Source organism: Hymenobacter sp. FMD4 (assembly GCF_058932745.1).
In genome coordinates this window covers 65195-90547 of sequence record NZ_JBZYWH010000007.1, presented here as the reverse complement: position 1 = coordinate 90547, position 25353 = coordinate 65195, and the positions used below count along the sequence as shown (strand labels likewise).

Sequence of the window (25353 nt, the reverse complement as noted above, 5' to 3'; positions counted from 1 at the left end):
GAACGTCATGTTGAGGCCTGCGACGAAGCTGTAGAGATACTTCGACAAGCTCAGCATGACGTTCTTATTTAGTGCATTCTATCCGTCAACTACGCCTCCACGTTCACCGCTTCGGCCTTGAACTCCTTCCAGCTCTTGATGCTCAGATCCTCCAGCTTCAGCGTGGTGAAGGCGTGGATGAAGGCTTTGGCCAGGCGGGCGTTGGTGATGAGCGGGATGTTGAAATCGACGGCCGTGCGGCGGATTTTGTAGTCGTTGTCCAGCTCGCCCTTGGTCGTGTTCTTGGGGATGTTGATGACCAGGTCGATTTTCCGCTCGCGCAGGTAGGTTAGGGCGTTGGGCTCCTGCAGCTCGTCGGGCCAGTAGACGAGGGTGCTGGGCACGCCGTTTTCGGCGTAGAAGCTGTGCGTGCCGTGCGTGGCGTAGATGGTGTAGCCCTTCTGCACCAGCACCTGGGCCGATTCCAGCAAGGCTACTTTCGAGGTAAGCGGACCGCTGGAAATCAGCACCGTCTTTTCCGGAATGCGGTAGCCCACCGACAGCAGCGACTTCAGCAGCGCTTCCTCGGCCGTATCGCCCAGGCAGCCCACTTCGCCGGTGGAGGTCATGTCCACGCGCAGCACCGGGTCGGCGCCTTGCAGGCGCGTGAAGGAAAACTGCGAGGCCTTCACGCCCACGAAGGGCAGGTCGTACACCAGCTCGCTCGCGTCGCGGTCCACGTGCACGCCCAGCAGCACTTTCGTGGCCTTTTTGATCAGGTTGTGGCCCGATACCTTGCTCACGAACGGGAAGCTACGGGAGGCGCGCAGGTTGCACTCGATGACGCGGATTTCGCGGTTCTTCTCCAGGAACTGGATGTTGAACGGCCCGCTGATCTGGAAGCGCTTGGCAATCTTCTCGGCAATGACCTTGAGCTTGCGCACCGTGCCCACGTACACGCGCTGTGGCGGGTAGTACATGGTGGCGTCGCCGGAGTGTACGCCAGCAAACTCCACGTGCTCCGATATGGCGTACGACACAATTTCGCCTTTGTCGGCTACGGCGTCTAGCTCAATTTCCTTGGCATCCTGGATGAACTGCGACACCACCACCGGGTACTCGGCGCTGACGTCCACGGCCAGCTTCAGGTACTCCTCCAACTCCTGCACGTTGGACACCACGTTCATCGCCGCGCCCGACAGCACGTAGCTCGGCCGGATCAGAACCGGGAAGCCGACTTCCTTCACGAAATCGTAGATGGCCTCCATGGTGGTCAGCTCGCTCCAGCGCGGTTGGGCAATGCCCAGCTCGTCCATGATGCTGCTGAACTTGTGGCGGTTTTCGGCCTCGTCGATGCGGGCGGCGGCGGTGCCCAGGATGGGCGCGCCGGCCTGCTCCAGGCGGGTGGCAATGTTGTTCGGAATCTGCCCGCCGGTGCTCAGAATCACGCCCTGCGGCTCTTCGAAGTCCAGGATGTCCATTACACGCTCGTAGCTCAATTCCTCGAAGTACAGGCGGTCCGACACGTCGTAGTCGGTCGAGACGGTTTCGGGGTTGTAGTTGATGATGATGGACTTGTAGCCCTCCTCGTTCACCGTCTGGGCCGCATTCACGCCGCACCAGTCGAACTCCACCGACGAGCCGATGCGGTACACACCCGAGCCCAGCACCACCACCGACTTGTCGGTTTCGGGCTCCAGGTCGTTTTCGGTGCCGTGGTAGGTCAGGTACAGGTAGTTGGTCTGGGCCGGGAATTCGGCCGCCAGCGTGTCGATTTGCTTGACGACGGGCAGCACACCTAGGGCCTTGCGGCGGGCGCGCACCAGCATTTCGTTGGCTTTCACCTCGGCCGGGCCGAGCAGCTGCACGGCCAGCTGCTGGTCCGAGAAGCCCTGCTTCTTGGCTTGGCGCAGCAGGTCGGTGTCGATGGCATCGAGGCCGCCCTGGTTCCGCTTTTCGCCGAGCTGCTGGCCCAACTGGTAGATGCCGTAGAGGCGCTGCAAAAACCACCGGTCGATGCGCGTCAGCTCGTACACGCGCTCCACGTCGTAGCCGGCCTGGAAGGCCTCGTTGATGGCGAAGATGCGCTCCTCGTTCGGCTCACTCAGCAGCGTGTCGAGGTTAGTAAGGTCAATGGGCTCGGGCTTGTTGGCCACGAAGCCGCGCCGGCCGGTATCCAGCATGCGCAGGCCCTTCTGAATGGCTTCCTCGAAGGTTTTTCCGATGGCCATAACCTCGCCCACGCTCTTCATGGCCGAGCCGATCTGGCGCTGCACGCCCGAAAACTTGCCCAAGTCCCAGCGCGGCAGCTTCACCACCAGGTAATCCAACGACGGCTCGAAGAAGGCTGAAGTGGTTTGGGTGACGCTGTTTTTCAGCTCGGCCAGCGAGTAGCCCAAGCTGAGCTTGGCGGCTACGAAGGCCAGCGGGTAGCCCGTAGCCTTGGAAGCCAGGGCCGAGGAGCGCGACAGGCGCGCATTCACCTCAATCACGCGGTATTCCTCCGAGTGCGGGTCGAGGGCATACTGAATGTTGCACTCGCCCACGATGCCCAGGTGGCGGATGGTCTTGATGCCGATGCTGCGCAGCTTGTGGTACTCGCGGTTGCTCAAGGTCTGCGACGGAGCCACCACGATGCTCTCCCCGGTGTGGATACCGATGGGGTCGAAGTTCTCCATGTTGCAGACGGTGATGCAGTTGTCGAACTGGTCGCGCACCACCTCGTACTCCACTTCCTTCCAGCCCTTCAAGGACTCTTCCACCAGAATCTGGTCCGACGTGGAGAAGGCCTTCTGGGCCAGGGCGCGCAGCTCGTCGGGGTTGTTGGCGAAGCCGCTGCCCAGGCCGCCCAGTGCGAAGGCGGCGCGCACGATGATGGGGAAGCCGATCCGCTCAGCTGCGGCCAGCGCGTCCTCCATCGTCGTCACGGCTTCGCTGCGGGCCGTGAGCACGCCGATCTGGTCGAGCTTTTCCTTGAAGATGTCGCGGTCCTCGGTGTCGATGATGCTCTGCACGGGCGTGCCGAGCACGCGCACGTTGTACTTCTCGAACACGCCGGCGCGGTACAGGGCCACGGCGCAGTTCAGGGCCGTCTGGCCGCCGAAGGCCACCAGAATGCCGTCGGGCTGCTCTTTCTTGATGACTTCCTCCACGAAGTAGGGCGTCACGGGCAGGAAGTACACGTCGTCGGCAATGTCGTCCGACGTTTGCACGGTGGCAATGTTGGGGTTGATGAGGATGGTGCGGATGCCTTCCTCTTTCAGCGCCTTGAGGGCCTGCGAACCGGAGTAATCGAACTCACCGGCTTCCCCGATTTTGAGGGCGCCGGAACCGAGGATGAGCACTTTCTGCGGTTTTTCCATCTATCGTGTGCGGTGGTGGGAGCTGGGCTCCCGGCTAGCCCGGCGGATGCCGGCGTGAGAGTTTGTGTTTTGTTAGAACGTCAGGCGAAGCGCGACGCTGTCAACAGTTCAGTATGTTTGAATAACCGCGTTCCAGCGGATTTCGCTAAGTGGTTATTCCTTATGAAAAGAGCTTTCTTCCTTCTATTCTGCTGTGCGCTGATGAATCAAGTGTCGGCACAATCTTATCGGGCTAAGAATGCTATGCGTACTCGCGAAGTACCAGTGCCGGCCAAAGTGGTTAAGAAGTTTAAGCGTACCTATCCGGATGCTCAGATTGACTCTTGCCGCGTCTACGGCGACTTGGAGAATGGAGGAGAAGAGTACATGTTTTACTCGAAGCGGCAGAACCGGGTGCTCAACGTGGCATTCGACAGGCATTGCAAATTCGCCGAATCTAAAACTGAGGTTTCTGTTGAAGAGCTACCGCTGCTACTGCAGCAAACCCTCACTCAAAACTCCTTCAATGTCCAAGGCATCGGCAAAGTATTCAGGACGGTCGGACACCAAGTAGCCAACAGAGTAGAGTATCAGGTAGAGTGCTTTACCGACTATGATGGCAAGCCATTCAAGGTCTACATGTACTTCAACGAAAGCGGCCGTCCTGCTAATCCAGGCTTCCGGTAGCGCCCGGTAGAGATGCTTCGGCAAGCTCAGCATGACGTTCTTTTTTGTCGTGCTGAGCTTGGTCGGTCGGCTACTTACCGGCCTTGTACTTCTCTACCTCGTCCAGGAACTGGTCGAACAGGAACTCCGTGTCCTGCGGCCCGCCGGCGGCTTCGGGGTGAAACTGGGTGGAGAAGAAGGGTTTGGTTTTGTGCTTGATGCCTTCGCAGGTGCCGTCGTTCAGGTTCTCGAAGAGCATGTCCCAGTCGGCGGGCAGCGTGGCGGTGTCCACCGCGAAGCCGTGGTTCTGGCTGGTGATGTAGCTGCGCTGGGTGCCCGTGAGCTTCACCGGCTGGTTGTGGCTGCGGTGGCCGTATTTCAGCTTGAAGGTGTCGCCGCCGGCCGCGAGGCCCATGAGCTGGGAGCCCAGGCAGATGCCGAAGATGGGCTTGTCCTGCTCCAGCGCCTTTTGGAGGTGCTCGATGGTAGCGGTGCACATTTTCGGGTCGCCGGGGCCGTTGCTCAGGAACAGGCCGTCGTAGTCGAGCTGGGTGAAGTCGTAGTCCCAGGGCACGCGGATCAGCTCCACGTCGCGCTCCAGGAAGCAGCGGATGATGTTGGTCTTGGTGCCGCAGTCCACCAGCACGATTTTATTCTTGCCCGTGCCGTAGTGCTGCACACCTTCGGGGCTCACCTGCGCCACCAAGTTGTCCTGGTTGGGGTCGTGCAGGGGCACGTCCTCCTCGGCCACGATTTTGCCGAGCATGGCGCCCTTCTCGCGCAGCTTCTTGGTGAGCATGCGGGTATCCACGCCGAAGATGCCGGGGATGTTGTACTCGGCCAACCAGTCGCCGAGGCTCTTGGCGGCGTTCCAGTGGCTGTGCTCTTCGGAGTAGTAGTTCACCACCAGGCCCGCCACGTGAATCTTGTCCGACTCGAAAATCTTGGAAATCGACTCGTACAGCTCCTCACCCGGCACACCGTAGTTGCCCACGATGGGGTAGGTGAGCACCAAAATCTGCCCGGCGAAGGACGGATCGGTGAGGTTTTCGGGGTAGCCGGTCATGGCCGTGCTGAACACCACCTCGCCCGCAGCCGAGGTGAATGCGCCGAAGGAGTTGCCCTGGATTTCGGTGCCGTCTTCCAGCACCAGCTTCACCGATTTAGCGTTTTCCACTCTGTTGTCCGAAAAAGGGTTTATGCTATGGTTGATTTTCTGCAGTTGTCAGGCCCGCGGCTTCCTTGCTCGTTGCGGTTGGCTGAGGCAGTAGGTGCGCCCATCAGCCCCGTTAACACTACTCGTAGCCTTGCCCTCAAAGAAGAATGCCACGATTCGGAAAGCCCCGTAGCCGGGAGTTTTGTTAGGTAGCGGCGTAGCCTCAGCTAGCGTTTGCAGCCGCCTAGAAACAATTTCGGCTGGAACAGAACCAAAAATTAGAGGTCTATTCCAGCCGAACGAGGACTTAAGCCAAACGGGAGCGAAAGAAGGTATATCAATCGGTCCCGCGCCATACCGCTCCCAGATGTCAGGCATCGGAAAGTCGGGTGGGCACGACTGCTGGAAAAAGGAAGGGGTGGCCGCGCTTTCAGGGAAAGAACCGGCCAGGGGCTGCGCTATTGTAGGCAATGGCAGCGTGCAGCTGATCAGAAGGAGAGCTTTGCTCGTGAACTTCGTCGTGCCACTCATTAAGGCCGCAAGTTAGGCCACAAGTCGCTTACCTCCTTACCTCTGCCGGAATAATTGCGTACAGCGCCTGCAGAAACTGGTCGATTTCCTCGCGTTTGATATTCAGCGGCGGCAGCAGGCGCAGCACCGTTGGGTCGGAAGCATTGCCCACGAAAATGTGGTACTCGCTCAGCAGCTTGTCGCGCATGTCCTTGATAGGAAAGTCGTACTTCAGGCCGATCATCAGGCCGCGGCCACGTACTTCCTGCGCGCCACCGTTGCTCAGTAGCTCCTGCTTCAGGAACTCGCCCATCTGGCGGGCGTGCTCCAGCAGGTTTTCCTGCTCGATGACTTCCAGCACGGCCAGCGCGGCAGCGCAGGCCAGGTGGTTGCCGCCGAAGGTGGTGCCCAGCAGCCCGTACGAAGCCTTGAACTCCGGCGCAATCAGAATGCCACCGATGGGGAAGCCGTTGCCCATGCCCTTAGCCACCGAAATGACACCTGGCCGCACGTCGGCGTGCTGGTGCGCGAAGAACTTGCCGCTGCGCCCGTAGCCGCTCTGCACTTCATCGGCGATGAGCACCGCGCCGTACTGCTGGCACAACTGCTCCAGCCCCTGCAGGAACTCGTCGGAAGGCATGATGATGCCGCCCACGCCCTGAATCGGCTCGATGATGACGGCGCAGGTCTTGCCCTCTTGCAGCACCCGCTTCACTTCTGCCAAGTCGTAAGGCAGGAAGCTGATGGGGTGACTGGCGTTGAACGGCGCTACGATTTTCGGATTATCGGTAGCCGCTACCGCGCCCGAGGTACGGCCGTGGAAAGCGCCTTTGAACGCAATAACGTGGCTTTTACCGGTGTGGAAGGAAGCCAGCTTCAGCGCATTCTCGTTGGCCTCGGCGCCCGAGTTGCACAGAAACAGCGTGTAGTCCTGGTAGCCCGATACCTCGCCCAGCTTCTCGGCCAGCTCGCGCTGAATTGGAATGTGCACCGAATTCGAGTAGAAGCCGATCTGTTGCACCTGCTCCGTAAGGCGCTGCACGTAATGCGGGTGGCTGTGGCCGATGGAAATCACGGCGTGGCCGCCGTAGAAGTCGAGGTACTGCTCGCCCTTATCGTCCCAGAGCTGTGCCCCGAGGGCGCGCACCGGCGTGATGTCGTTGAGCGGATAGACGTTAAAAAGCTCCATGTATGAGTTTTGGCTGAGTGCCTTACCTTTCATTTAAGTAGCTACTAACTACTTTTCCATCTTTTACTTCAAGAACTAACTCGTCTGGGTCAAGGTCCAAGCCCATGGTTGGTCGGTCACCAATATCGAAACGAATAGTGCTGTCGATGCTGTCCCACTCTTTATAGGGCTTTCCAAGCAATATGATGGCTTGATTTCTCGTGAGTCCTATTAGCCTTTTGGAAGCAACCAAATCATCCGCCATAGTATAACGCTGCTGTACATTGTTCGCCCAGGCGTCTTTATCAAAACTTACGTGGGGGTAATAGGACAACAGAAGTAAGAACCAAACAAACACATCTAGTAAGGCAAACGGAATTAGTATTGTAAAGCCCAGTATCCAGAGAAATCTTCGAGATTTTTTAGTTTTCCTTACACCTCTTATTGTTAGAACAAACGCATAAACCAGCAATGCTGACAGAGCAATGAACACCAAAATATTAAGGTTATATGCCGTCATGCCTAGTAATCAAGCTGCTTAAAACAACCCTGCTTTCAATCCTAAACCCGTCGTTTCGGGCAGACCGAACAGCAGGTTCATGTTCTGGATGGCTTGGCCGGAAGCGCCCTTCACCAGGTTGTCGATAGCCGAGGTGATGAGCAGCTGCTTGCCAAATTTCTGCACGTGCAGCAGGCACTTATTGGTATTCACCACTTGCTTAAGGTGAACTTCCTTATCCGAAACCGTGGTAAACGGTGCGTCGGCATAGAACTTCTGATACAGCTCCCGGGCCTCATCCTGCGTCAACTCAGAGGGTGTGTACACGCTGGCGAAGATGCCGCGGGTGAAGTTGCCGCGGTAAGGAATGAAGTTGATGTCCAGCTCCAACGGTGCCTGCAGCTGCGCCAGGCTTTCGCCGATTTCGCCGAGGTGCTGGTGCGTGAAGGGCTTGTATATGGACACGTTGTTTGAGCGCCACGAGAAGTGCACCGTTTCCGATAGGCTCTGCCCCGCGCCCGTCGAGCCGGTAATGGCCGATACGTGCACGTCGTCGGTGAGCCGGCCGGCCTGGGCCAGCGGCAGCAAAGCCAGCTGAATGGCGGTGGCAAAGCAGCCGGGGTTAGCAATGCTTTGGGCCTGCTGAATCTGTGTCTTGTTCAGTTCCGGCAGCCCGTACACAAACTCACGGTCCTGAAACTCTCGGTCGGCCTGCAGGCGGAAGTCGTTGCTGAGGTCGATGACGTGGGTGGTTTCCGGCAAGTTGTTCTTCTCCAGAAACGTCCGTGAGTTGCCGTGGCCCAGGCACAGGAACACCACGTCTTCGTCGCCGGCCAGCTCCGCGGCAAACCGCAGCTCTGTTTCGCCCACCAAATCGTCGTGCACCTGGTACACCGGGCTGCCCGCGCTGGATGAGCTGACGATGGCGCCCAGCTCCACAAACTCGTGGTGCAGCAGAATGCGAATCAGCTCGCCTGCCGTATAGCCGGCCCCGCCGACGATGCCAACCTTAATTTTCATCGTTGAACGAGGAGTGAATGCGCAGCTGGTTGCTGAAAATCTTGATGAAGCCCTTCGCGTCGCGCGAGTCCCAGGCGTTGTTCTCTTCGCCGTAGGTTGCCACTTTCGACTGCATCATGTCGTAGTCCGACTCGATGCCCAGCAGCTCAAACTGGTACGGCTTCAACGATACGTACACCGTGCCCGACACCCGCTCCTGCGACGATTCCAGGAAGGCTTCCATGTCGCGCATCACCGGGTCGAGGTACTGTGCCTCGTGCAGCAGCGTGCCGTACCAGTTGGCGATGTAGTCCTTGTGCAGCAGCTGCCAGCGCGAGGAGGTGTGCTTTTCCAGCAAGTGGTGACCCTTAATAAGAATCAGCGGCGCCGGTGCCTCAAAGCCTACGCGGCCCTTGATGCCCAGAATCGTGTCGCCTACGTGCGTATCGCGGCCGATGGCGTACTGGCCGGCTAGCTCGTTCAGCGCCACAATCAGGTCCACCGGCTTCATGGTTTCGCCGTTCAGCGCTACCGGCTCACCCTTCTCGAAGGTTATGCTGATTTCCTGCGGTTCAGACGCCGTCAGCTGGGTCGGCCAGGCCGACTCCGGCAGGCCCTGTCGCGAAGTCAGTGTCTCGACGCCGCCCACGCTCGTGCCCCAGATACCCTTGTTGATGGAGTATTTGGCTTTTTCCCAGCTCATCTCCACACCGTTGGCTTGCAGGTACTCGATTTCCTGCTGGCGCGAGAGGCGCAGGTCGCGGATGGGCGTCAGGATTTCGGTATTAGGCGAAATCACTGAGAAAGCCACGTCGAAGCGTACCTGGTCGTTGCCGGCCCCGGTGCTTCCGTGGGCAATGTAGTCAGCCTTGTTCTCGCGGGCATACTCCGCCAGCGCCAACGACTGAAACATGCGCTCCGCGCTGACGCTTAGTGGGTAGGTGTCGTTCTTTAGAATATTCCCCGCCAGCAGGTAGCGCAGGCACTGTTGGTAGAACCGCTCAGTAACGTCAATTACCTCGTGGCGCTTCGAGCCCATCTCGTAGGCGCGCTTTTCGATGCCGGCCAGCTCCTCTTCGGAGAAGCCGCCAGAGTTGACGATTACCGTGTGGACTTCCAGGCCCAGTTCCTTCGTCAGATACACGACGCAGTAGGACGTATCCAATCCGCCGCTATAGGCGAGAACTACCTTTTTTTGAGACATGTGAGTGTGAGAGGTGAGAAGTAAGGCGGGTGACTTTGGGAGAAAAGCGGGGCAAAGTGGCTGCCAGCATCAGGCAGGCTTCTACTGCTGGTTTCTCACCGGTTCCTGTCCAACGAAGTCAATGGATTCCTGCGCCGGTTGGCTGTATTTGTCGTTCAGGGTGTCGTACACCATGCCGGTGCATAGGCACATCTTGCGCTGGTTCTCTTGCAGAATGGGGTAGTTCTTGCAGGCCGAGCAGCCCTTCCAGAAGTCGTCCGACTGGGTCAGGTCCGGGAACGTCACCGGCTTGTAACCCAGCTCGGTGTTGATCTTCATTACGGCGGCGCTGGTCGTGATACCGAAGATTTTGGCCTGCGGATACTTCGTGCGCGACAGCTCAAACACGCGGTGCTTGATGGCGCGGCCGAGGCCCTCCTTGCGCAGTTCCGTGTTGACGATCAGGCCCGAGTTGACGACGAACTTAGCGTCCTCAAACGTCTCGATGTAACAGAAGCCGGCCAGTTGGTCGTCGATGAAGGCAATGATGGAGTCGCCGCGCTCCATCTTCTTTTTCAGGTAGTTAGGGTCGCGCTTGGCAATGCCCACGCCCCGCTGTCTGGCCGATTCCTCGTACCATTGACAAAGCGTTTCTACATACTGCGCGTCGGCAGCATTAGCAACTCGTAAAATCATCGGGAAGGAGACAATGGTGCCGGCCACTGCATGGGCGCAGCAAAAAGTCAGGAGTCAGGAAAAACAGCAGATGTACAAGATGTACGCGGGCGAACCGGGGGAGACCGATGTCGCGACGACCAGACCACGCAAGGGCCCGGTATCCGGGAAAAGTGCCAGTGGGAGGGGGAATGGCTGGGGCGGGCAACGCACACTTTGGGCGTCGCTCAGGCGGGGCAGTTAGGCAAGCCCACCATCAGTACATGTACCGCGTCCTACACTCGTGCAGCCAGTTTGGGTCGTTAGAGTCCTCTCCACTTGTGGGCTTCGTCGTCGGAAGACAGCACCACTCCTGAAATTTTTCGCAAACATACTCCTCAGTCTTTAGAATGCAAACGTACTTTTGCCGCCAGGCAGCAGGGTACGCCGTTGAGCTCAACTGTAATAGCTTAAAAACGAGCTAAATCTTACGTTGATGCGCTTTGGGTGACTGAGAAAATGCTGAAAAAAGTGGATGCTAACCTAATGGTAACCTAGCGCCCACTTAGTGCCAAGTATCAAATCGACAACCACTCCAGGCTCAACCGAAACACCAGCGTCGGTGTCGGGAGCAGGCAAGAAGAGGAGCGTTGTCGGAGCATGGCAGAGGCCGGATGGCGGTAAGGTATTCTAGTGGCGCTAACGTGTTTTAAATCCAAAATCGTTTCAATTGAGGGCGTTATTTGCAGCGCAGCAAAGCTTGTCGTCGGCCATCAACCCCATGCACTTCGGCCAGCCCTGCTTGGAGCGTATTTTTTCCAGAAATCAGCCTTGCCCGCAACGATTCGCGTACTCGCGAACCGACCAACAGACGTAGATGAAAGAGTTTCTTAAGATATTCAAGATAGGCGGTGGCGTAATTGACGATGCCGCTAAGCTGCGCTTCTTCCTGAGCGAGCTTTCCCGGGTAGAGGGCAAGAAAATACTGGTGCACGGCGGCGGCAAAGGCGCCAATGATATGCTGCCCCGCCTGGGCATTCAGCCGCAGATGGTGGACGGCCGCCGCATTACCGATGCCGCCACCCTGGACGTGGTGACGATGTTCTACGCCGGCAAAACCAACAAGCAGATTGTGTCCTTGCTGCAGATGTACGGCATCAATGCGCTGGGCCTTTCCGGCGCCGACGGCAACACCATCCGGGCTACGAAGCGCCCCGTCGCTGACATTGATTACGGCTTTGTGGGCGACTTGCACGAGCGAAGCGTAAACACGGTGCTGCTGGATCAGCTGCTGCGCGCTGGCGTCACGCCGGTGTTTTGTGCCATTACCCACGACGGCCAGGGGCAGCTGCTCAACACCAATGCCGACACCATTGCCAGCACGTTGGCGCGGGCCTTGGCCGTGCATTACACCGTGGAGCTGCACTTCTGTTTCGAGAAGGACGGCGTGTTGTACGACGTCAACGACGAGCACTCGGTAGTACCCAAAATTACTCCCGACGTGTACGCCTCGCTGAAAGCTGATGGCCGCATTGCGGCGGGCATGCTGCCCAAGCTCGATAATGCTTTTGCCGCCCTCGATGCGGGTGTAGAGAAAGTGGTGATTGAAAACGCGCTGAACATCAACGAGCCCATCAAATCGGTGCTATGCCGGAGCTAAGCCGCTTGGCCGATGCGGCTATTGATTTGCTGACCCGGCTAATTCGGACGCCTTCGTTTTCCAGGGAGGAAGACCAGACGGCCGCGCTGCTGCTCGACTTTCTAACCGAGCACGGCGCCCAGCCCCAGCGGGCGGGGCACAACGTGTGGGCCCGGAACCGGCACTTCGATGCCGCTAAGCCAACCATCCTGCTCAATTCCCACCACGACACCGTGAAGCCCGGCGCCAGCTGGACCTATGACCCTTTCGGCGCGGTGGTGGAAGGCGACCGGCTCACCGGCCTCGGTAGCAACGACGCAGGGGCGTCGGGCGTGAGTTTGCTGGCCACGTTTCTGCACTTTCACGAGCGGCGGGAGCTGCCGTTTAATCTGATTTGCGCCATCACGGCTGAAGAGGAAATATCCGGTGCTGGCGGCGTGCGCAGCATCCTGTCGCAGCTGGGACGAATTGACCTTGGCATCGTCGGCGAGCCGACGCAGATGGACATGGCCATTGCCGAAAAAGGCTTGGTGGTGCTGGATTGTGTAGCCCACGGCCGCACCGGTCATGCTGCCCGCGACGAAGGCGACAACGCGCTCTACAAAGCCGTGCAGGACATCGAGTGGATTCGGCAGTACCGCTTTCCGGAGGTGTCGCCCTTGCTCGGCCCGGTAAAGATGACCGTGACGCAGGTGCAGGCCGGCTCGCAGCACAACGTGGTGCCCGACCGCTGCTCGTTCGTGGTGGATGTGCGTACCAATGAGTTTTACTCCAACGAAGACGTGGTGCGCACCGTGCAAACGCATATCGGCGCCACCGTCACGCCCCGCTCCACGCACCTGAATTCTTCGCGCATTGCGCCGGAGCACCCGCTGGTGCGGCGCGGCGCGGCGCTGGGCCGCAAAACGTTTGGCTCCGCCACGCTCTCCGATCAAGCAGTGATGCCCTTTGAAACGGTGAAGATGGGGCCCGGCGACTCGGCTCGTTCACATACGCCCGACGAATACATTCTGCTCAGCGAAATTCGCGACGGAATACGCGGGTACGTGGAGCTGCTGGATGGTTTTAATTTTAAATAGAGCCAGAAGCTAGAACTGGTTTCCCTCGGACGAGGAGGCAAGTAAAGTCTAGTCACAACTCTGGCTTCTCGCTTCTGACTACAACAAGACACATGAAAATCTGGGACAAGGGCATTGCTGTCGACAAGAAAATCGAGCAGTTTACCGTGGGGCGCGACCGGGAGCTAGATCTGTACCTGGCTAAATTCGACGTGCAGGCCTCGAAAGCCCAGGCCAACATGCTGGCAAAGGCCGGGCTGATTTCTGAAGAAGAAAACCAGCAGCTGCAACAAGGCCTCTCGGAGCTGGCAGCCCAGATAGAAGCGGGCGAGTTTCAGATTGAGGAAGCCTTCGAAGATGTGCACTCCAAAATCGAGTACTACCTCACCGAGAAGTTTGGCGACGCGGGTAAGAAGATTCATACCGCCCGCTCGCGCAACGACCAGGTGCTGACGGCCATTCAGCTGTTTCTGAAAGATTACTCCGAGCGCGTAGGAGCCCGCAACCTGGAGCTGGTGCAGGTGCTGCTGCAAAAAGCGGAGCAACACCAAACCGACTTGATGCCCGGCTACACGCACTTTCAGGCTGCTATGCCCAGCTCGTTCGGGCTATGGTTTTCAGCTTACGCCGAGCACCTGTTGCTGGATCTGGCCTTGTTTGAAGCCGCCCACCGCGTGGCCGATCAAAATCCGCTGGGCTCCGGCGCCGGCTTCGGGAGCTCATTCCCCATCGACCGGCAGATGACCACCGCCGAGCTAGGCTTCGGGCAGCTGGCGGTGAGCAGCGTAGGCGCTCAGATGCTGCGCGGCAAGACCGAGAAAACGCTGGCCTTTGCCCTAGCCGGCATGGCCGCCACGCTCGGCAAAATGGCCTACGACCTGGTGCTCTATAACTCCCAGGACCTCGCTTTCGTGGAGTTGCCGGCGGCCTTCACCACCGGCTCCAGCATCATGCCGCACAAGAAGAATCCTGACGTGTTTGAACTGATTCGGGCGCGCTGCAACGCCTTGCAGGGCCTGCCCAACACGCTCATGCTGGTCACCAGCAACCTGCCCAGCGGTTACCACCGCGACTTCCAGATTTTAAAGGAAATCCTGTTCGAGCCGCTGACGCAGTTCATGGACATCCTTGATATCGTGCTCTTTGCCCTGCCACAGCTGCGCATCAAGCCCAACCTGCTGGATCAGACGAAGTACGACGCCACGTACACCGTGGAAAACATCAACCAGCTGATCCAAACCGGGACGCCTTTCCGCACTGCTTACAAGCAGGTGGGGCAGGCCGTGGAAGATGGCACCTACGTGCCGCACAAAGATTTCCACACTACCCACCAGGGCAGTGTGCATAACCTCGGGCTGGAAGTGATTCAGCAGAAAGTGGAGCAGCTGCGGCAGACGAGCTGTTTGCTGAAGAACAATTAAGACCCATCAGTCATCCTGAGCAACGCGAAGGACCTTACCACGTGTGAACGACTGTCGTAACAACGACTCGTTCCAAGGTGATAAGGTCCTTCGCGTTGCTCAGGATGACGGTTTTGTGAGGCGGGGCTTTGGCCTACCGGTTGCGCCCGTACTGCTCGTGAGAACTTACCCAGTCCGAGCTACTGATAGCAGAGGCTAGACTTAGCTCGCCGGCCAGCACCACGCCGGCCACGATTTCGGCAAACTTGTTCACCGTATCGCGGCCGGTGCAGCCCAGCATGCGCAGGCATTCGTTTTGGGTGGCCAGGCCGGTGCCGCCGCCGTGGGTAGCCACAATCAGCGACGGAATGGTCATGCTCAGGTACAAATCTTTTTCGGCCGTCACTTCAGAGTAAATGACGCCGGCCGATGATTCCGCCACGTTGGCCACGTCTTGGCCAGTCGCGATAAACATGGCCGTGATGCCGTTGGCGGAATGCGCGCCATTGTTGTTGGCCCCCGATATGAAGGCGCCCACGTTGCTTACTTGTCCGTGGTAGGCCAGTTGCTCGGGCGTCACGCGCATGCGCTGCTGCAGGATTTCGCGCTTGATGACGGCTTCGGCCACCACGCGCTTGCCACGGGTGCGCATCACGTTGATCTGCGAAGCTTTTTTATCGGTGGCAAAGTTCGACTCGAGGTAGAAGTGGCGGATGGGCGCACCCTTGTAGTTCTCCAGAATCCAGGAGCAAGCCGCAAAAGTAGCCCGGCCAACCATGTTCTGGCCGGCAGCGTCGCCGGTGGAGAAGTTGAAGCGCAGGTAAGCGAATTTGTTGGAGAGGTAGGTGTCGATGTATTGCAGCTTGGCCACGCGCGAAGTGCTTTCGGCCTCTGGGCGAATCTTGTCCATCGTCGCATCCACCCAGCGCGAAAAGTCGCGGGCGCCGCGGGCGTCGTCGAACACGAACACCGGGGCACGCTGCATAGCGTCGCCGATGACGGTACACTTGACCCCGCCGCAGAGGTTGAGCAACTGCATGCCGCGGTTGTAGCTCGCTACCAAAGTGCCCTCGGTAGTGGCCATCGGGATGAGGAAGTCGCCCTGCGCGTATTCCCCGTTGACGTGCAGCGGACCGGCCAGCCCGATGGGAATTTGAGCCACGCCGGTGAAATGCTCGCAGTTGCCTTTGAGCATGTGCGGATCGAAGGAGTACTTGGTGATGTGCTCGAATTTCTGCCCGCTGAATTCCTCCGCAAACCGCTGCCGCGCCTGAATGGCTGCATCGTTGTAATCATCGGGCTCAAAGCGCGGAATGCGCACGCGGGAGTCCTGGGGCGCAATGGCATCCTCCACCTCCAGGTTTAGCTGGCCGAAAGGATCGGTCTGAAACTGCAACTGCACGGGGTGCATGCCTTCGGGCAGCGCGTTGGTGTGCAGGCGTAGCGTGATGCTATGGCCCACCGGAAATTCCAGACCGCCGTCGCGGTTTAGCTCCGTCGCGGGGCGGATGTTGCCATTGCCCAAATCGATGGTAATCTGCTCCGGGCCGAGCGTGCGGCCGTCTACCTGCACTTTGTCGATACGGGTGAGGCGCACGGTATCGAGGCGGTTCTTGAGCGAGAACGAAATGCCACCGTTGTCGGGCAGGTTGCGGAGGCTGCCGCGGGTGTAGAGCAGCTTCAGCAGCATGGGGCTGGGGGTGAAGATCATGGCAGGGGAGGATGCGGTTTCCATAGTCGCGGGAAGGAGCTATCAGGTCCGGCTATAAGTATAAGCTTTTCCGGTCTGAATGCTACTGCTGTGCTACGTAGCCGGCTTCAATGCGGCCATATGCCGGAGTGCCGCTGGCCATAAACGCCTGCTCTCCGTGAGCTAATCGGCTACCGGCGCTTCTTGCGCTTACCCGGCGCTCATTCAAGAACGAAGGTGACGGGTAACATATAGTGCCCACCCAGCGGCTGACCATTGTTCTTGGCAGGCTCCCAGTCGGGCATGTTTGCAAATACTCTTAGGGCTACCTCAGCGGCCGTAGCCCAGGTAAATCTTGGACCGCACGCTTACAGTCGGTGCAGTACTGGCCAACGGCCACGCGAACAAGCATGTCAGCCCCGATAAAGCGAAGTTTCAAGTGGGCATCAGCAATGGACAGGGCATACAGCATGACAAGCGAATGGATGTTGAGGACGCGCCGAACTCAGTCAAAGTGTATAAGTCAAGGTTTATACAACGGCCGTTTTTTCGCCGGTATAGCCGGTGTGTAAGTCGAAACCCAAATCAGGACCGCTGCTCAAGCCCATTCCTCAGCCAGTTAGGGCCGAGTGCTTAACGTGTCAGTTTGCGTGACAATGGTTTTTTTCTTGAAAAAATCAGCGTAGGCAAGGTTGGACCAATCGGTAGAATCGGGCGTGATATCACTGAACAATAAAGTCATAGGTGGGTCGACGAGAGCTTGCACGGTTGGCCTTGTCAGAGGGGTATTTTGTAGATACGCATAGCGGGCCGTCAGTTGGGCATCGTAGCGGGCCGCGGCACCGCGCAGCAGGTCGCGGTAGGCCAGAAAAGAGTTGTTGGTGTTGAGCCTGTTGCCCGCGGTGAGGTGATGGTTGTAGTCATTCAAGTACGTGAAGGGCAGCCAGAGCAATAAGCCCCAGCTGACAAAAGCCGGCAGGCGCACCGGGGCTTCGTGGTCGGCCTTCTGCTGCTCAAAATACCATACCCAAGCATATACGGCCAGCATCCAAGAAGTCAGAAAGCAGAGGTACAGCAAATTCAGGCCCCGAACTGGTGGAGGTGTGCCGAGTACCCGGAAACTAGGAAGCATACCTGCTATCAGAAAAGCCGGAACCAGCAAGGTAAGCAGCAGCGGGTACCGTACTATATGGTTGATGGGCAAACCGGGCAAACGGGACAGCCGAGCAAATACCGGAATTAGCAGCAGCGTCACGGCAACCAAAATGCCATTGCCCACCCATATGGCCAAGGTGTATTTGGTAAACCGGAGGGCGTCCAACACAGTGTGTACCAGGCCTTGCGACGTATTGCCCTGCTCTACGGCCCGGGCGGTGTTGCCGGGCGCAAAAAATGCCAGAACACAGCCGATACTGACGATCAGTACCATTGCCATGCCCACCGCATGCCGCCGACGCCAAGATTCCAGTGCTGCGAATACCCAAACCGTGAGGAGAACCGGCACGGCGATGGTTTCATTGCAGCCTACTGTCAAAAACAATAGTCCAGCCGTAACTAGTAGCGGAAAGCGTCGTCCGTTCGGACCAGGGCCTGCTGCGTGAGCGGCCAATGCTGCCAAAGCCAACAACAGCAACATGCCCGGTAGTAGGTAGTTATAACTAGCCGTGAGCCAATAATAAAATTCGGCAGTACTGGGCAGGTTGTAAGTAAGAAGCAGAAAGGCGCCTGCGCCCGCCAACCAAAGCTGCCGGGCACTGTAGCCAGCGCCGCGCACCAATACGCGCAGTACTAGTACCAGTACACCCAGCAAAACCAGTAGCAGGAGAAAACATACCAGCCCGTAGCCTGCCTTGGTCTCGCCATAGGAAACAGGGTTAAGAAAGCTCCAGCCGACCATGGCGGTGTAGCGCCCGGTCCAGTGCAGGTACATGTACCGCAAATAGCCCAAGTGCCCATGTTTGCTTACGTCGTTGGCCTGCAGAAAATCATCAGCGGATGGGTGGGCATACCAACACAGTAAAAAAAAAGGCAAAATGCCCAGCCAAATACCTGCTTTCCCCAGCCATTCAAATAAACCTCGGAAACGCGAAAGCACAGTCAGTAGAATTGACTCCATAAGGTCGGAAATGAGTGAAGGGGCTCAAGGTATGATTTGGTGGGACGATTTTAAGCACCCCCAAACAAGGATCTTGGCTACGAACGTCTGACTAACAGCAGTTCCAGTAGTTGCCGCACACGTTTTACACTCAGATTCGGGTGCCAAAGCTTAAAGCCGCGCCGTTTCGAAATAGCACAAACCGACAGCCAATCAACCGTTACTCGAAATACTCCCGCCCCTTCTCGTCAATGTAACCAGTGCGGCCATCGGGCGTAGTCACGCGGGCCACACCGGCCACGAAGGGTTCGGCGCTGGCGTACTTGGGCTTCACGATGAGCTTGCCAGCTGGGCCGAGGTAGCCGTAGCGGCCCTGCTGCTCCACGATGGGGTAGGCAAATCCGTTTTGCTCCGTGGCCTTGATAGCATCGTACTGGGTGGGCAAGCGCAAACGGCCGCGGTTATCCACCACGCCCCACTTTGGGCCTTGGCGCACTAGTAGCAGGCCGTCGCGGTATAGGTCGCGCACTTCGTCGTACACGGGTGGCACCACAGCAGTGCCCACGGTAAAGCGAAAACCCACTTTGCCGTTCTGCTGCACCGGGTCGCCCTGGGCTAGAAATTCTTCCTCCATCACGTCCGCTGATTCGACGAGGCGCTTGCCCGTGATAGAAATATCGAAGGTGTCGTGGCCGATGCTGACGGTGGCGCGGCCGTTGTGGAAGTTGCCCGCCCGATCATACTGCACCGGCGTCAGAAAATTGCCAGCCCCGTCGATGTACCCGTAGCAGGGGCCGATGCGCACCCAGGCTACCTCGTTGATAAACGGACCGGCCTCATCGTAGCGCAGCGGCAGCACCAGGCGGCCGCGCCGGTCGGCGTAACCCCATTGGGTGCCTTTGCGGAACGGAACGAGGCGGGCCGTAGCGGGCTGGGCCGCGGCCGTAGCATGGCTGAGCAGCACTACCAAAGGCAGCCAGGCAAGGCATTTCATAGGTGGAGTGTTGGAAGGTGGAGGGGGTTCCAACATCCCGAAAATACACAATTTTATTGAAGTCAAGAATTTAGCCCGCGAATACTGGCCCGCGGCTGAGCGGCAAGCCTTGCTTTAAGCATACGCTCGGCGGTATCTTCGGGCTGGTGGCGGCCCTGGTACGTCTGCACCTTCTGTTACGCGCTAAGGGCAATGAAAGCAGCCACTGACTATCCGCGCTTCCTGTTCACTTGCTCGGCGCTTACTGCCGAGCAAGTCGCTTTTTTTCACCGCCACGGCTTTCTTCATTTCCGTCAATTTGTGAATGCTGCCGGGGTGCAGGAGTTGTTAGGGGCCATCGAGGAAGTACAGCAGCGCTGGCTAAGGCAAGGGCTAAAGAAGGTAAACGGCATTCCGATCAAGTACGGCCGCGACGTGGACGGCTCACGCATGGTGCAGCGCTTTGCGTTTGCCTCGCAACACAGCTCGGTACTGGAAAATTTTTTGCGGGATCCGCGCCTGCAAGCCCTGATGTCGTTGCTGGAAACACCGAATGGTCGCATCGGCGCAGCAGAAAAAAATGGCTTAGTCGTCAGTCACTACGTGAATGCAACCGGTAGCGAGTTTTCGCAAATGGGCTGGCACACCGATGCGCTGCGCGACCTGTTTGATGGTCGTCGCATCAGCCCCATGCTGAATGTAGGCTTGCATCTCGATGCCTGCCCCGCCACCAACGGCGGACTGCGTGTGCTGCCCGGCACGCACCGGCAGCCGCTACACGACCTGCTGTTTCGCAAGCGGTACTTCAGCAGCCACGAACCCGATCCGCAGGAACTCGCCATCGAAACCGAAGCCGGCGACCTAACTGTGCACGACGGCCGCCTGTGGCACCGCGTGGCTCGCTCACCGCTGATGGGTGAGGCGTCGCGGCGGCGAGTGATGTACGTGCCCATTGTGGCCGGTCGCTACCAGCCCCGGCACGCCGATAGCGCCACGCCTTTCTACCTGCGGTTTCTGCATCTGGTGCGGTGAGCAGACTTTGCGGTGCAAGAAGGATGCTGTGTCGTACCTTGGCTGCCGATCAAATTCTACCCGGCGCCGATGTCTCGCCTGACTTTTTCCCTACTTGCAGCCGCTGGGCTGCTACTCGCTGCCGCGCCCGATGCGCAGGCGCAGAAGAAAAATGCCCTTGCGGGCCGTATTGATGCGCTGGCCACCCGCGTAGAGCCGCAGGTAATAGCCTGGCGCCGCGATATTCACGAAAACCCGGAACTCGGCAACCGTGAAACGCGCACGGCGGGCATCATTGCGGCGGAACTGAAGCGCCTCGGGCTGGAGGTGCAGACCGGCGTGGGCAAAACTGGCGTAGTGGGTATTCTGCGCGGCGGCAAGCCTGGCCCCGTGGTAGCCCTGCGCGCCGATATGGACGCGCTGCCCGTAACCGAGGACCGCAAAGTGCCCTTCGCCTCCAAGGTGCGCACCCAGTACAGCGGGCAGGAGGTGGGCGTGATGCACGCCTGCGGCCACGACTCGCATGTGGCCATGCTGCTGGGTACCGCCAACGTGCTCAGCCAGCTGAAAAAGGACCTGCCTGGCACGGTGAAGTTTGTGTTTCAGCCCGCCGAAGAAGGACCGCCCCCCGGCGAGGAAGGCGGCGCGGCGCTGATGGTGAAGGAAGGCGTGCTCAACAATCCCAAAGTGGACGCCATTTTCGGTTTGCACATCAATGCCCAGACGGAAGTCGGGCAGATCAAGTACCGCGCTGGGGGCATGATGGCCTCGGCCGACGTGTTCCAGATTCGGGTGAAGGGCAAGTCGGCGCACGGCGCGTACCCTTGGCTGGCCGTCGATCCGGTGGTGGTGTCGTCGCAGATTGTAGTGGCCCTGCAGAGCATCGTGAGCCGCGAGGTGCAGCTGACCGAAGATGCCGCCGTGGTGACGGTGGGCATGGTACACGGCGGCGTACGCAACAACATCATTCCTGAGCAAGTAGAGCTGCAGGGCACCTTGCGCGCCCTCAATGCCCAAACCCGCGAGCAACTGGCCAAGAGCGTGCAGCGCGTGGCAACCAACATTGCCGAGGCTGCCGGCGCTACTGCCGAAGTGGAAGTACGTCCGGCCGCCCCACTCACTTACAACGACCCGCAGCTGACCACGCGCATTCTGCCTTCGCTGCGCGCCGTGGCCGGCGCCGGCAATGTGAGCGAGATGAAAGCTGTAACCGGCGCCGAGGACTTCGGCTGCTACCAGGAGAAGGTGCCCGGCGTATTTCTGTACCTTGGCGGCATGCCCCGCGGCGCCGACCCGGCTACCACCGGCCCGCACCATACGCCCACATTCTTCCTCGATGAAAGCGGCTTTGGGCTGGGCGTGCGCACGTTGTCGCGCTTAGCGGTGGATTACTTGGCTGGCGTCATCCGGTAAGTAGGCTTTTCGGATATAACAAACCGCCCTCCCGCCAGCCGAAATTTCGGTTGGCGGGAGGGCGGTTTGTTATATCCAAGCTCAATAAACGAAGAATTGAGAGCCAGCGCCCGCAGTGCGGAAAAGTGCTATTCAGAACGAAGTTGACGACAGAAAGGCCATTGAATCAGGTTTTGTATATAGCCTATTTACTACATTAAGATGGCTACGCAGGACAGCTATAAATGGTTGATGTTTAAGAGGTATTTATTTTTAAGCTGCTTTTTTTAAAATGTGTACTTATAAATTTCTGATATGTTAAAATAATGTTAATTTGAGCCCTTCTTCGATCCGCTTCGAAGTCGTCCTACTTTTCCACAACCAAACCATCGTTCTATGTTTAACAAGTACACCGCCCTTGGGCTGGTGCTGCTCAGCAGTGCCTCTATACAAGCACAAGACGCCGCTCGCAGTCCGCAGCGCGTCAACGGCGCCAACGGACTGCCGCAGCTGGTGGCGTTCGAAGCCGGCGCCCGCTTCAGCGACGCCCGACAAGCCCTAGCCTCTGCACTGCCGATTACCGCCAACGACGAGCTGCGCGTGGCGCGTACCGATGCCGACGAGCAGGGCTTCGCGCACGAGAAGTTTCAGCAGTACTTTAAGGGCGTAAAAGTGGAGCACTCCTCGTACTCCGTGCACAGCCGCAACAGGCAGATCGAAGCTATTAGCGGTGATTTTGCCCAGCTGCCCGCCGAGCTGAGCGTACGCCCGACGCTGTCGGCCAGCACGGCCTTGCAGCAGGCGCTGAGCTTCGTGCGTGCCAACCGCTACATGTGGCAGGATGCGCAAGAAGAAGCCTTGCTGAAGCAAATGGAGCAGAACCCGAACGCTACGTACCGGCCCACCGGCGAGCTGGTAATCGTGCAGAACGGCCTGTCGATGGATGCCGCCAAGGCCGGCAAGCATACGCTGGCCTGGAAGTTTGATGTGTACGCCCAGCAGCCCGTGAGCCGCGCCTACATCTATGTGGACGCCAACACCGGCGAAATCGTCTTTCAGGACGCCATCATCAAGCACGCCGCTGCTACCGGCACGCTGGCCACGCGCTACGCCGGCTCCCAAACCACCACCACCGACTCGTACGCGCCCAGTACCGGCGGTACGGCCTACCGTCTGCGCGACGTGAGCCGCGGTTCCGGTGTTCTGACTTACAATTGCCGCAAGAGCAACAGCTACACCAACGCCGTTGATTTCACCGACGCCGACAACAACTGGACGGCCACAGAGTACAACAACGCCAATTTCGACAACGCCGCGCTGGATGCGCACTGGGGCGCGCAGGGTACATACGACTATTTTAAGAACGTACACGGCCGCAACAGCTACAACAATGCCGGCGCCGCTATTCGCAGCTACGTGCACTTTGATGACACGCCCGGCGACGGCAAAGGCTACGAAAACGCCTTCTGGGACGGCTCGCGCATGACATATGGCGACGGTTACACCCGCTTTCAGCCGCTGACTTCGCTGGACGTGGCAGCTCACGAAATCGGTCACGCGGTGTGCTCTTCAACGGCCAACCTGACCTATTCTTACGAGTCGGGCGCTTTGAACGAAGGCTTCTCTGATATCTGGGGCGCGGCCGTGGAATACTACAAGGCACCCACCAAGCAAACCTGGCTGATCGGCGAAGACATCGACAAAGTGCGGCCCTCGCTGCGCTCGATGAGCAACCCCAACGCCGAAAATCAACCTGATACTTACAAGGGTACTTACTGGTATGCCGGCACCGGCGACAACGGCGGCGTGCACACCAATTCGGGCGTGCTCAACCACTGGTTTTACCGCCTCGTGGTGGGCGGCAGCGGCACCAACGACATCGGCAACAGCTTCAGCGTGACGGGCATCGGCATGGATGCTGCCGCCAAGATTGCCTACCGCACCGAGAGCGTGTACCTGACTTCTTCGTCGAACTACGCGGCGGCCCGCACTTACTCCATCCAGTCGGCCAAAGACCTGTACGGTGCCGGCTCGGCCCAGGAAATTGCCGTAACCAACGCCTGGCACGCCGTGGGTGTGGGCGCTGCGTACGGCGGTGGCACCACTCCGCCGCCCACCACGGTTACTTACTGCGCTTCGAAGGGCAACAACGTATCGTACGAATGGGTCGATCTGGTACAACTGGGCTCGATCAACCGTTCGTCGGGCAAAGACGCGGGCTACTACAACGGCACGGCGTTGAGCACCTCGGTAGCTGCCGGCTCGTCGCAGACCATCTACTTCAGCGCGGGCTTTGCCTCCACGGCTTACACCGAGTACTGGAGAATCTACATCGACTGGAACCAGGACGGCGACTTCACCGACGCGGGCGAAACCGTGGTATCGGGCTCCTCGTCGAGCAGTGGTACGCTGAGCAGCACTTTCACCGTGCCCAGCACGGCCAAGAGCGGCGCTACCCGCCTACGGGTGGTAATGAGCGACAACTCAGCCACCACTAGCTGCAACAGCTACACCTACGGCGAAACCGAGGATTACACCGTGAACGTGACCGGCGGCACTTTCGCCCCGACGACTTTCGCCGGTATTGCCTCTGCTACGCAGCTCGGCCACGAGGAAGCCCGTACGGCGCACGTATTCCCGAACCCCGCCACCGAAATGGTGCGCGTAGCCCTGCCCGGCCACATGCCCGTGCAAGCGGTGCAGGTGTTTGACGCCCGCGGTGCCGAGGTGAAAGTACGCCTGCTGGAAGACGGGCAGGTAGACGTCAGTGGCCTGAAAGCCGGTATCTACCAGCTGAGCATTTCCGACGGCCAGAAAGCTTTCCACTCGCGCTTCGCCAAGCAATAAGCTCGCGGCGTAAGCTGCTTGCCCAAAGCCCGCTGCACTTCGGTGCGGCGGGCTTTTTGTTTGCCGATGGGCCGGGTGGTTTCTTTGTGACCTTTTTCCGCCGCTGCCTTGTTATCGGCCCTTCATCTGCTATTTCTGACATGCACATAGCCCTCGTTACCTGCGACGCGCTGGCCAAGTACGCAGCCACCAACGTGGCCGTGGAAGACCAGCAAATCCAAGCCTACCTCGAAGCCCGCGGCCTGCAGGTTTCCTACGTTTCCTGGACCGACGCCAGCGTGCGTTGGGAAACCTACGATGCGGCCGTACTGAAGTCGCCTTGGGACTACTTTGAGCGTCCCGCTGAGTTTCATCAGTGGCTCAACGAGCTGGATGCCCGCGGCGTGCGCCTGCTCAATCCGACCAGCATCGTGCGCTACAATGCCGACAAAGCCTACTTGCGCGACATGGAGCAAGCCGGGGTGCCTATCGTGCCCACGCAGTGGCTTGGGCGTGGCAGCCGCGTGGAGCCGGCCGCCCTGCTGGCGGAGTTGGCTACCGACCGCCTAGTGCTGAAGCCTACCGTGAGCGGCGGCGCGAAAGATACCTTTGCCCTCACCCAGGTAGAGGCGGAAGCCGCCACCGCGCAGCTGCAGGCCTTGGTAGACGAAGCCGATTTCCTGGCACAACCCTTCCTGCCTCAGATTCAGACCTCCGGCGAATGGTCGTTGATCTACTTCGGCGGCGAGCTTAGCCATTGTGTGCGCAAAACGCCTAAGTCCGGCGACTTCCGCGTGCAGCACTTCCACGGCGGTAGCATCCACACCGAAACGCCGCCCGCCGATATTCAGCGCATCGCCGCCGACATCGTAGCGCGTTTCGCCGAGGGCTGCCTCTACGCCCGGGTGGACGGAGTAGAAGCCCCCGACGGAGGTTTCTGGCTGATGGAGCTGGAGCTGATCGAGCCGTTTTTGTACATGGACTCAGAAGGCGAAGCGGCCTTCGAGCGGTACTACCAGGCGCTGCGCCGGCTGCTACATCAGTAAGCCGGACAATGGTGCCACGGCTTCATAAGTCGTAACAGCGCTCATTTTAGGCCGCGGGTACTTCTCGG

The 25353-nt window shown here is 59.0% G+C and carries 18 protein-coding genes; 8 read left to right on the top strand and 10 right to left on the bottom strand.

The window, feature by feature from the left end; genetic code table 11:
• Window positions 1–89: 89 nt before the first annotated feature.
• Window positions 90–3341, bottom strand: a complete 3252-nt coding sequence (gene carB / locus AC5FXY_RS09320; protein ID WP_493556391.1) for a carbamoyl-phosphate synthase (glutamine-hydrolyzing) large subunit — start codon at window positions 3339–3341, stop codon at window positions 90–92.
• Between the two features lie 162 nt (window positions 3342–3503).
• Between carB and AC5FXY_RS09315 the strand changes: the two genes are divergently transcribed.
• Window positions 3504–4007, top strand: a complete 504-nt coding sequence (locus AC5FXY_RS09315) for a hypothetical protein (protein ID WP_493556390.1) — start codon at window positions 3504–3506, stop codon at window positions 4005–4007.
• A 70-nt stretch (window positions 4008–4077) separates the two neighbouring features.
• Here the strand turns inward: AC5FXY_RS09315 and carA are convergent, their stop codons facing one another.
• From carA to AC5FXY_RS09285, 6 genes are all read right to left on the bottom strand, one after another.
• Window positions 4078–5163 carry a glutamine-hydrolyzing carbamoyl-phosphate synthase small subunit gene (gene carA, locus AC5FXY_RS09310; RefSeq protein ID WP_493556389.1) on the bottom strand — a complete coding sequence of 362 codons (1086 nt, stop codon included), beginning with the start codon at window positions 5161–5163 and terminating at the stop codon, window positions 4078–4080.
• A 538-nt stretch (window positions 5164–5701) separates the two neighbouring features.
• On the bottom strand, window positions 5702–6841 hold the full coding sequence (locus tag AC5FXY_RS09305; RefSeq protein ID WP_493556388.1) for an aspartate aminotransferase family protein: 1140 nt from the start codon (window positions 6839–6841) through the stop codon (window positions 5702–5704).
• Between the two features lie 22 nt (window positions 6842–6863).
• Window positions 6864–7313 (bottom strand): hypothetical protein, encoded by a 450-nt coding sequence (locus AC5FXY_RS09300; RefSeq protein ID WP_493556387.1) that lies wholly within the window; start codon window positions 7311–7313, stop codon window positions 6864–6866.
• A gap of 45 nt (window positions 7314–7358) precedes the next feature.
• Window positions 7359–8339: an N-acetyl-gamma-glutamyl-phosphate reductase gene (gene argC, locus AC5FXY_RS09295; protein WP_493556386.1), complete on the bottom strand. Its 981-nt coding sequence runs from the start codon at window positions 8337–8339 to the stop codon at window positions 7359–7361.
• Complete coding sequence (gene argG / locus AC5FXY_RS09290; RefSeq protein ID WP_493556385.1) at window positions 8329–9522, bottom strand: argininosuccinate synthase; 1194 nt, start codon at window positions 9520–9522, stop codon at window positions 8329–8331. The genes argC and argG overlap by 11 nt, the downstream gene beginning before the upstream one ends.
• Before the next feature lie 81 nt (window positions 9523–9603).
• The gene (locus AC5FXY_RS09285; RefSeq protein WP_493556384.1) at window positions 9604–10197 is read right to left on the bottom strand and encodes a GNAT family N-acetyltransferase; all 594 of its coding nucleotides are present in this window, start codon (window positions 10195–10197) and stop codon (window positions 9604–9606) included.
• 835 nt (window positions 10198–11032) lie between these two features.
• Between AC5FXY_RS09285 and argB the strand changes: the two genes are divergently transcribed.
• The 3 genes from argB to argH all read left to right on the top strand — a co-directional run bounded on the left by argB (window position 11033) and on the right by argH (window position 14273).
• Entirely contained in the window at window positions 11033–11815 is a 783-nt protein-coding gene (gene argB, locus AC5FXY_RS09280; protein WP_493556383.1) for an acetylglutamate kinase, read from the top strand.
• Window positions 11803–12873 (top strand): M20 family metallo-hydrolase, encoded by a 1071-nt coding sequence (locus tag AC5FXY_RS09275; RefSeq protein ID WP_493556382.1) that lies wholly within the window; start codon window positions 11803–11805, stop codon window positions 12871–12873. Before argB ends, AC5FXY_RS09275 begins: the two co-directional genes overlap by 13 nt.
• 92 nt (window positions 12874–12965) lie before the next feature.
• Complete coding sequence (gene argH / locus AC5FXY_RS09270) at window positions 12966–14273, top strand: argininosuccinate lyase (protein WP_493556381.1); 1308 nt, start codon at window positions 12966–12968, stop codon at window positions 14271–14273.
• A 133-nt stretch (window positions 14274–14406) separates the two neighbouring features.
• Here the strand turns inward: argH and AC5FXY_RS09265 are convergent, their stop codons facing one another.
• The 3 genes from AC5FXY_RS09265 to AC5FXY_RS09255 form a co-directional block, all read right to left on the bottom strand.
• Complete coding sequence (locus AC5FXY_RS09265) at window positions 14407–15987, bottom strand: hydroxymethylglutaryl-CoA reductase (RefSeq protein WP_493556380.1); 1581 nt, start codon at window positions 15985–15987, stop codon at window positions 14407–14409.
• Between the two features lie 574 nt (window positions 15988–16561).
• Window positions 16562–18058: a DUF6056 family protein gene (locus AC5FXY_RS09260; RefSeq protein WP_493556379.1), complete on the bottom strand. Its 1497-nt coding sequence runs from the start codon at window positions 18056–18058 to the stop codon at window positions 16562–16564.
• Between the two features lie 199 nt (window positions 18059–18257).
• A complete protein-coding gene (locus AC5FXY_RS09255) occupies window positions 18258–19031 on the bottom strand; it encodes a WG repeat-containing protein (protein WP_493556378.1) in 774 nt (257 codons plus the stop codon).
• Window positions 19032–19223: 192 nt separating this feature from the next.
• On the opposite strand from AC5FXY_RS09255, the gene AC5FXY_RS09250 reads away from it, so the two are divergent.
• From AC5FXY_RS09250 to AC5FXY_RS09235, 4 genes are all read left to right on the top strand, one after another.
• The gene (locus tag AC5FXY_RS09250) at window positions 19224–20042 is read left to right on the top strand and encodes a phytanoyl-CoA dioxygenase family protein (protein WP_493556377.1); all 819 of its coding nucleotides are present in this window, start codon (window positions 19224–19226) and stop codon (window positions 20040–20042) included.
• Between the two features lie 69 nt (window positions 20043–20111).
• Window positions 20112–21434, top strand: a complete 1323-nt coding sequence (locus AC5FXY_RS09245) for an amidohydrolase (protein ID WP_493556376.1) — start codon at window positions 20112–20114, stop codon at window positions 21432–21434.
• Between the two features lie 375 nt (window positions 21435–21809).
• Window positions 21810–24260, top strand: a complete 2451-nt coding sequence (locus AC5FXY_RS09240) for a M4 family metallopeptidase (RefSeq protein WP_493556375.1) — start codon at window positions 21810–21812, stop codon at window positions 24258–24260.
• A 140-nt stretch (window positions 24261–24400) separates the two neighbouring features.
• On the top strand, window positions 24401–25285 hold the full coding sequence (locus AC5FXY_RS09235) for an ATP-grasp domain-containing protein (protein WP_493556374.1): 885 nt from the start codon (window positions 24401–24403) through the stop codon (window positions 25283–25285).
• Window positions 25286–25353 lie beyond the last annotated feature (68 nt).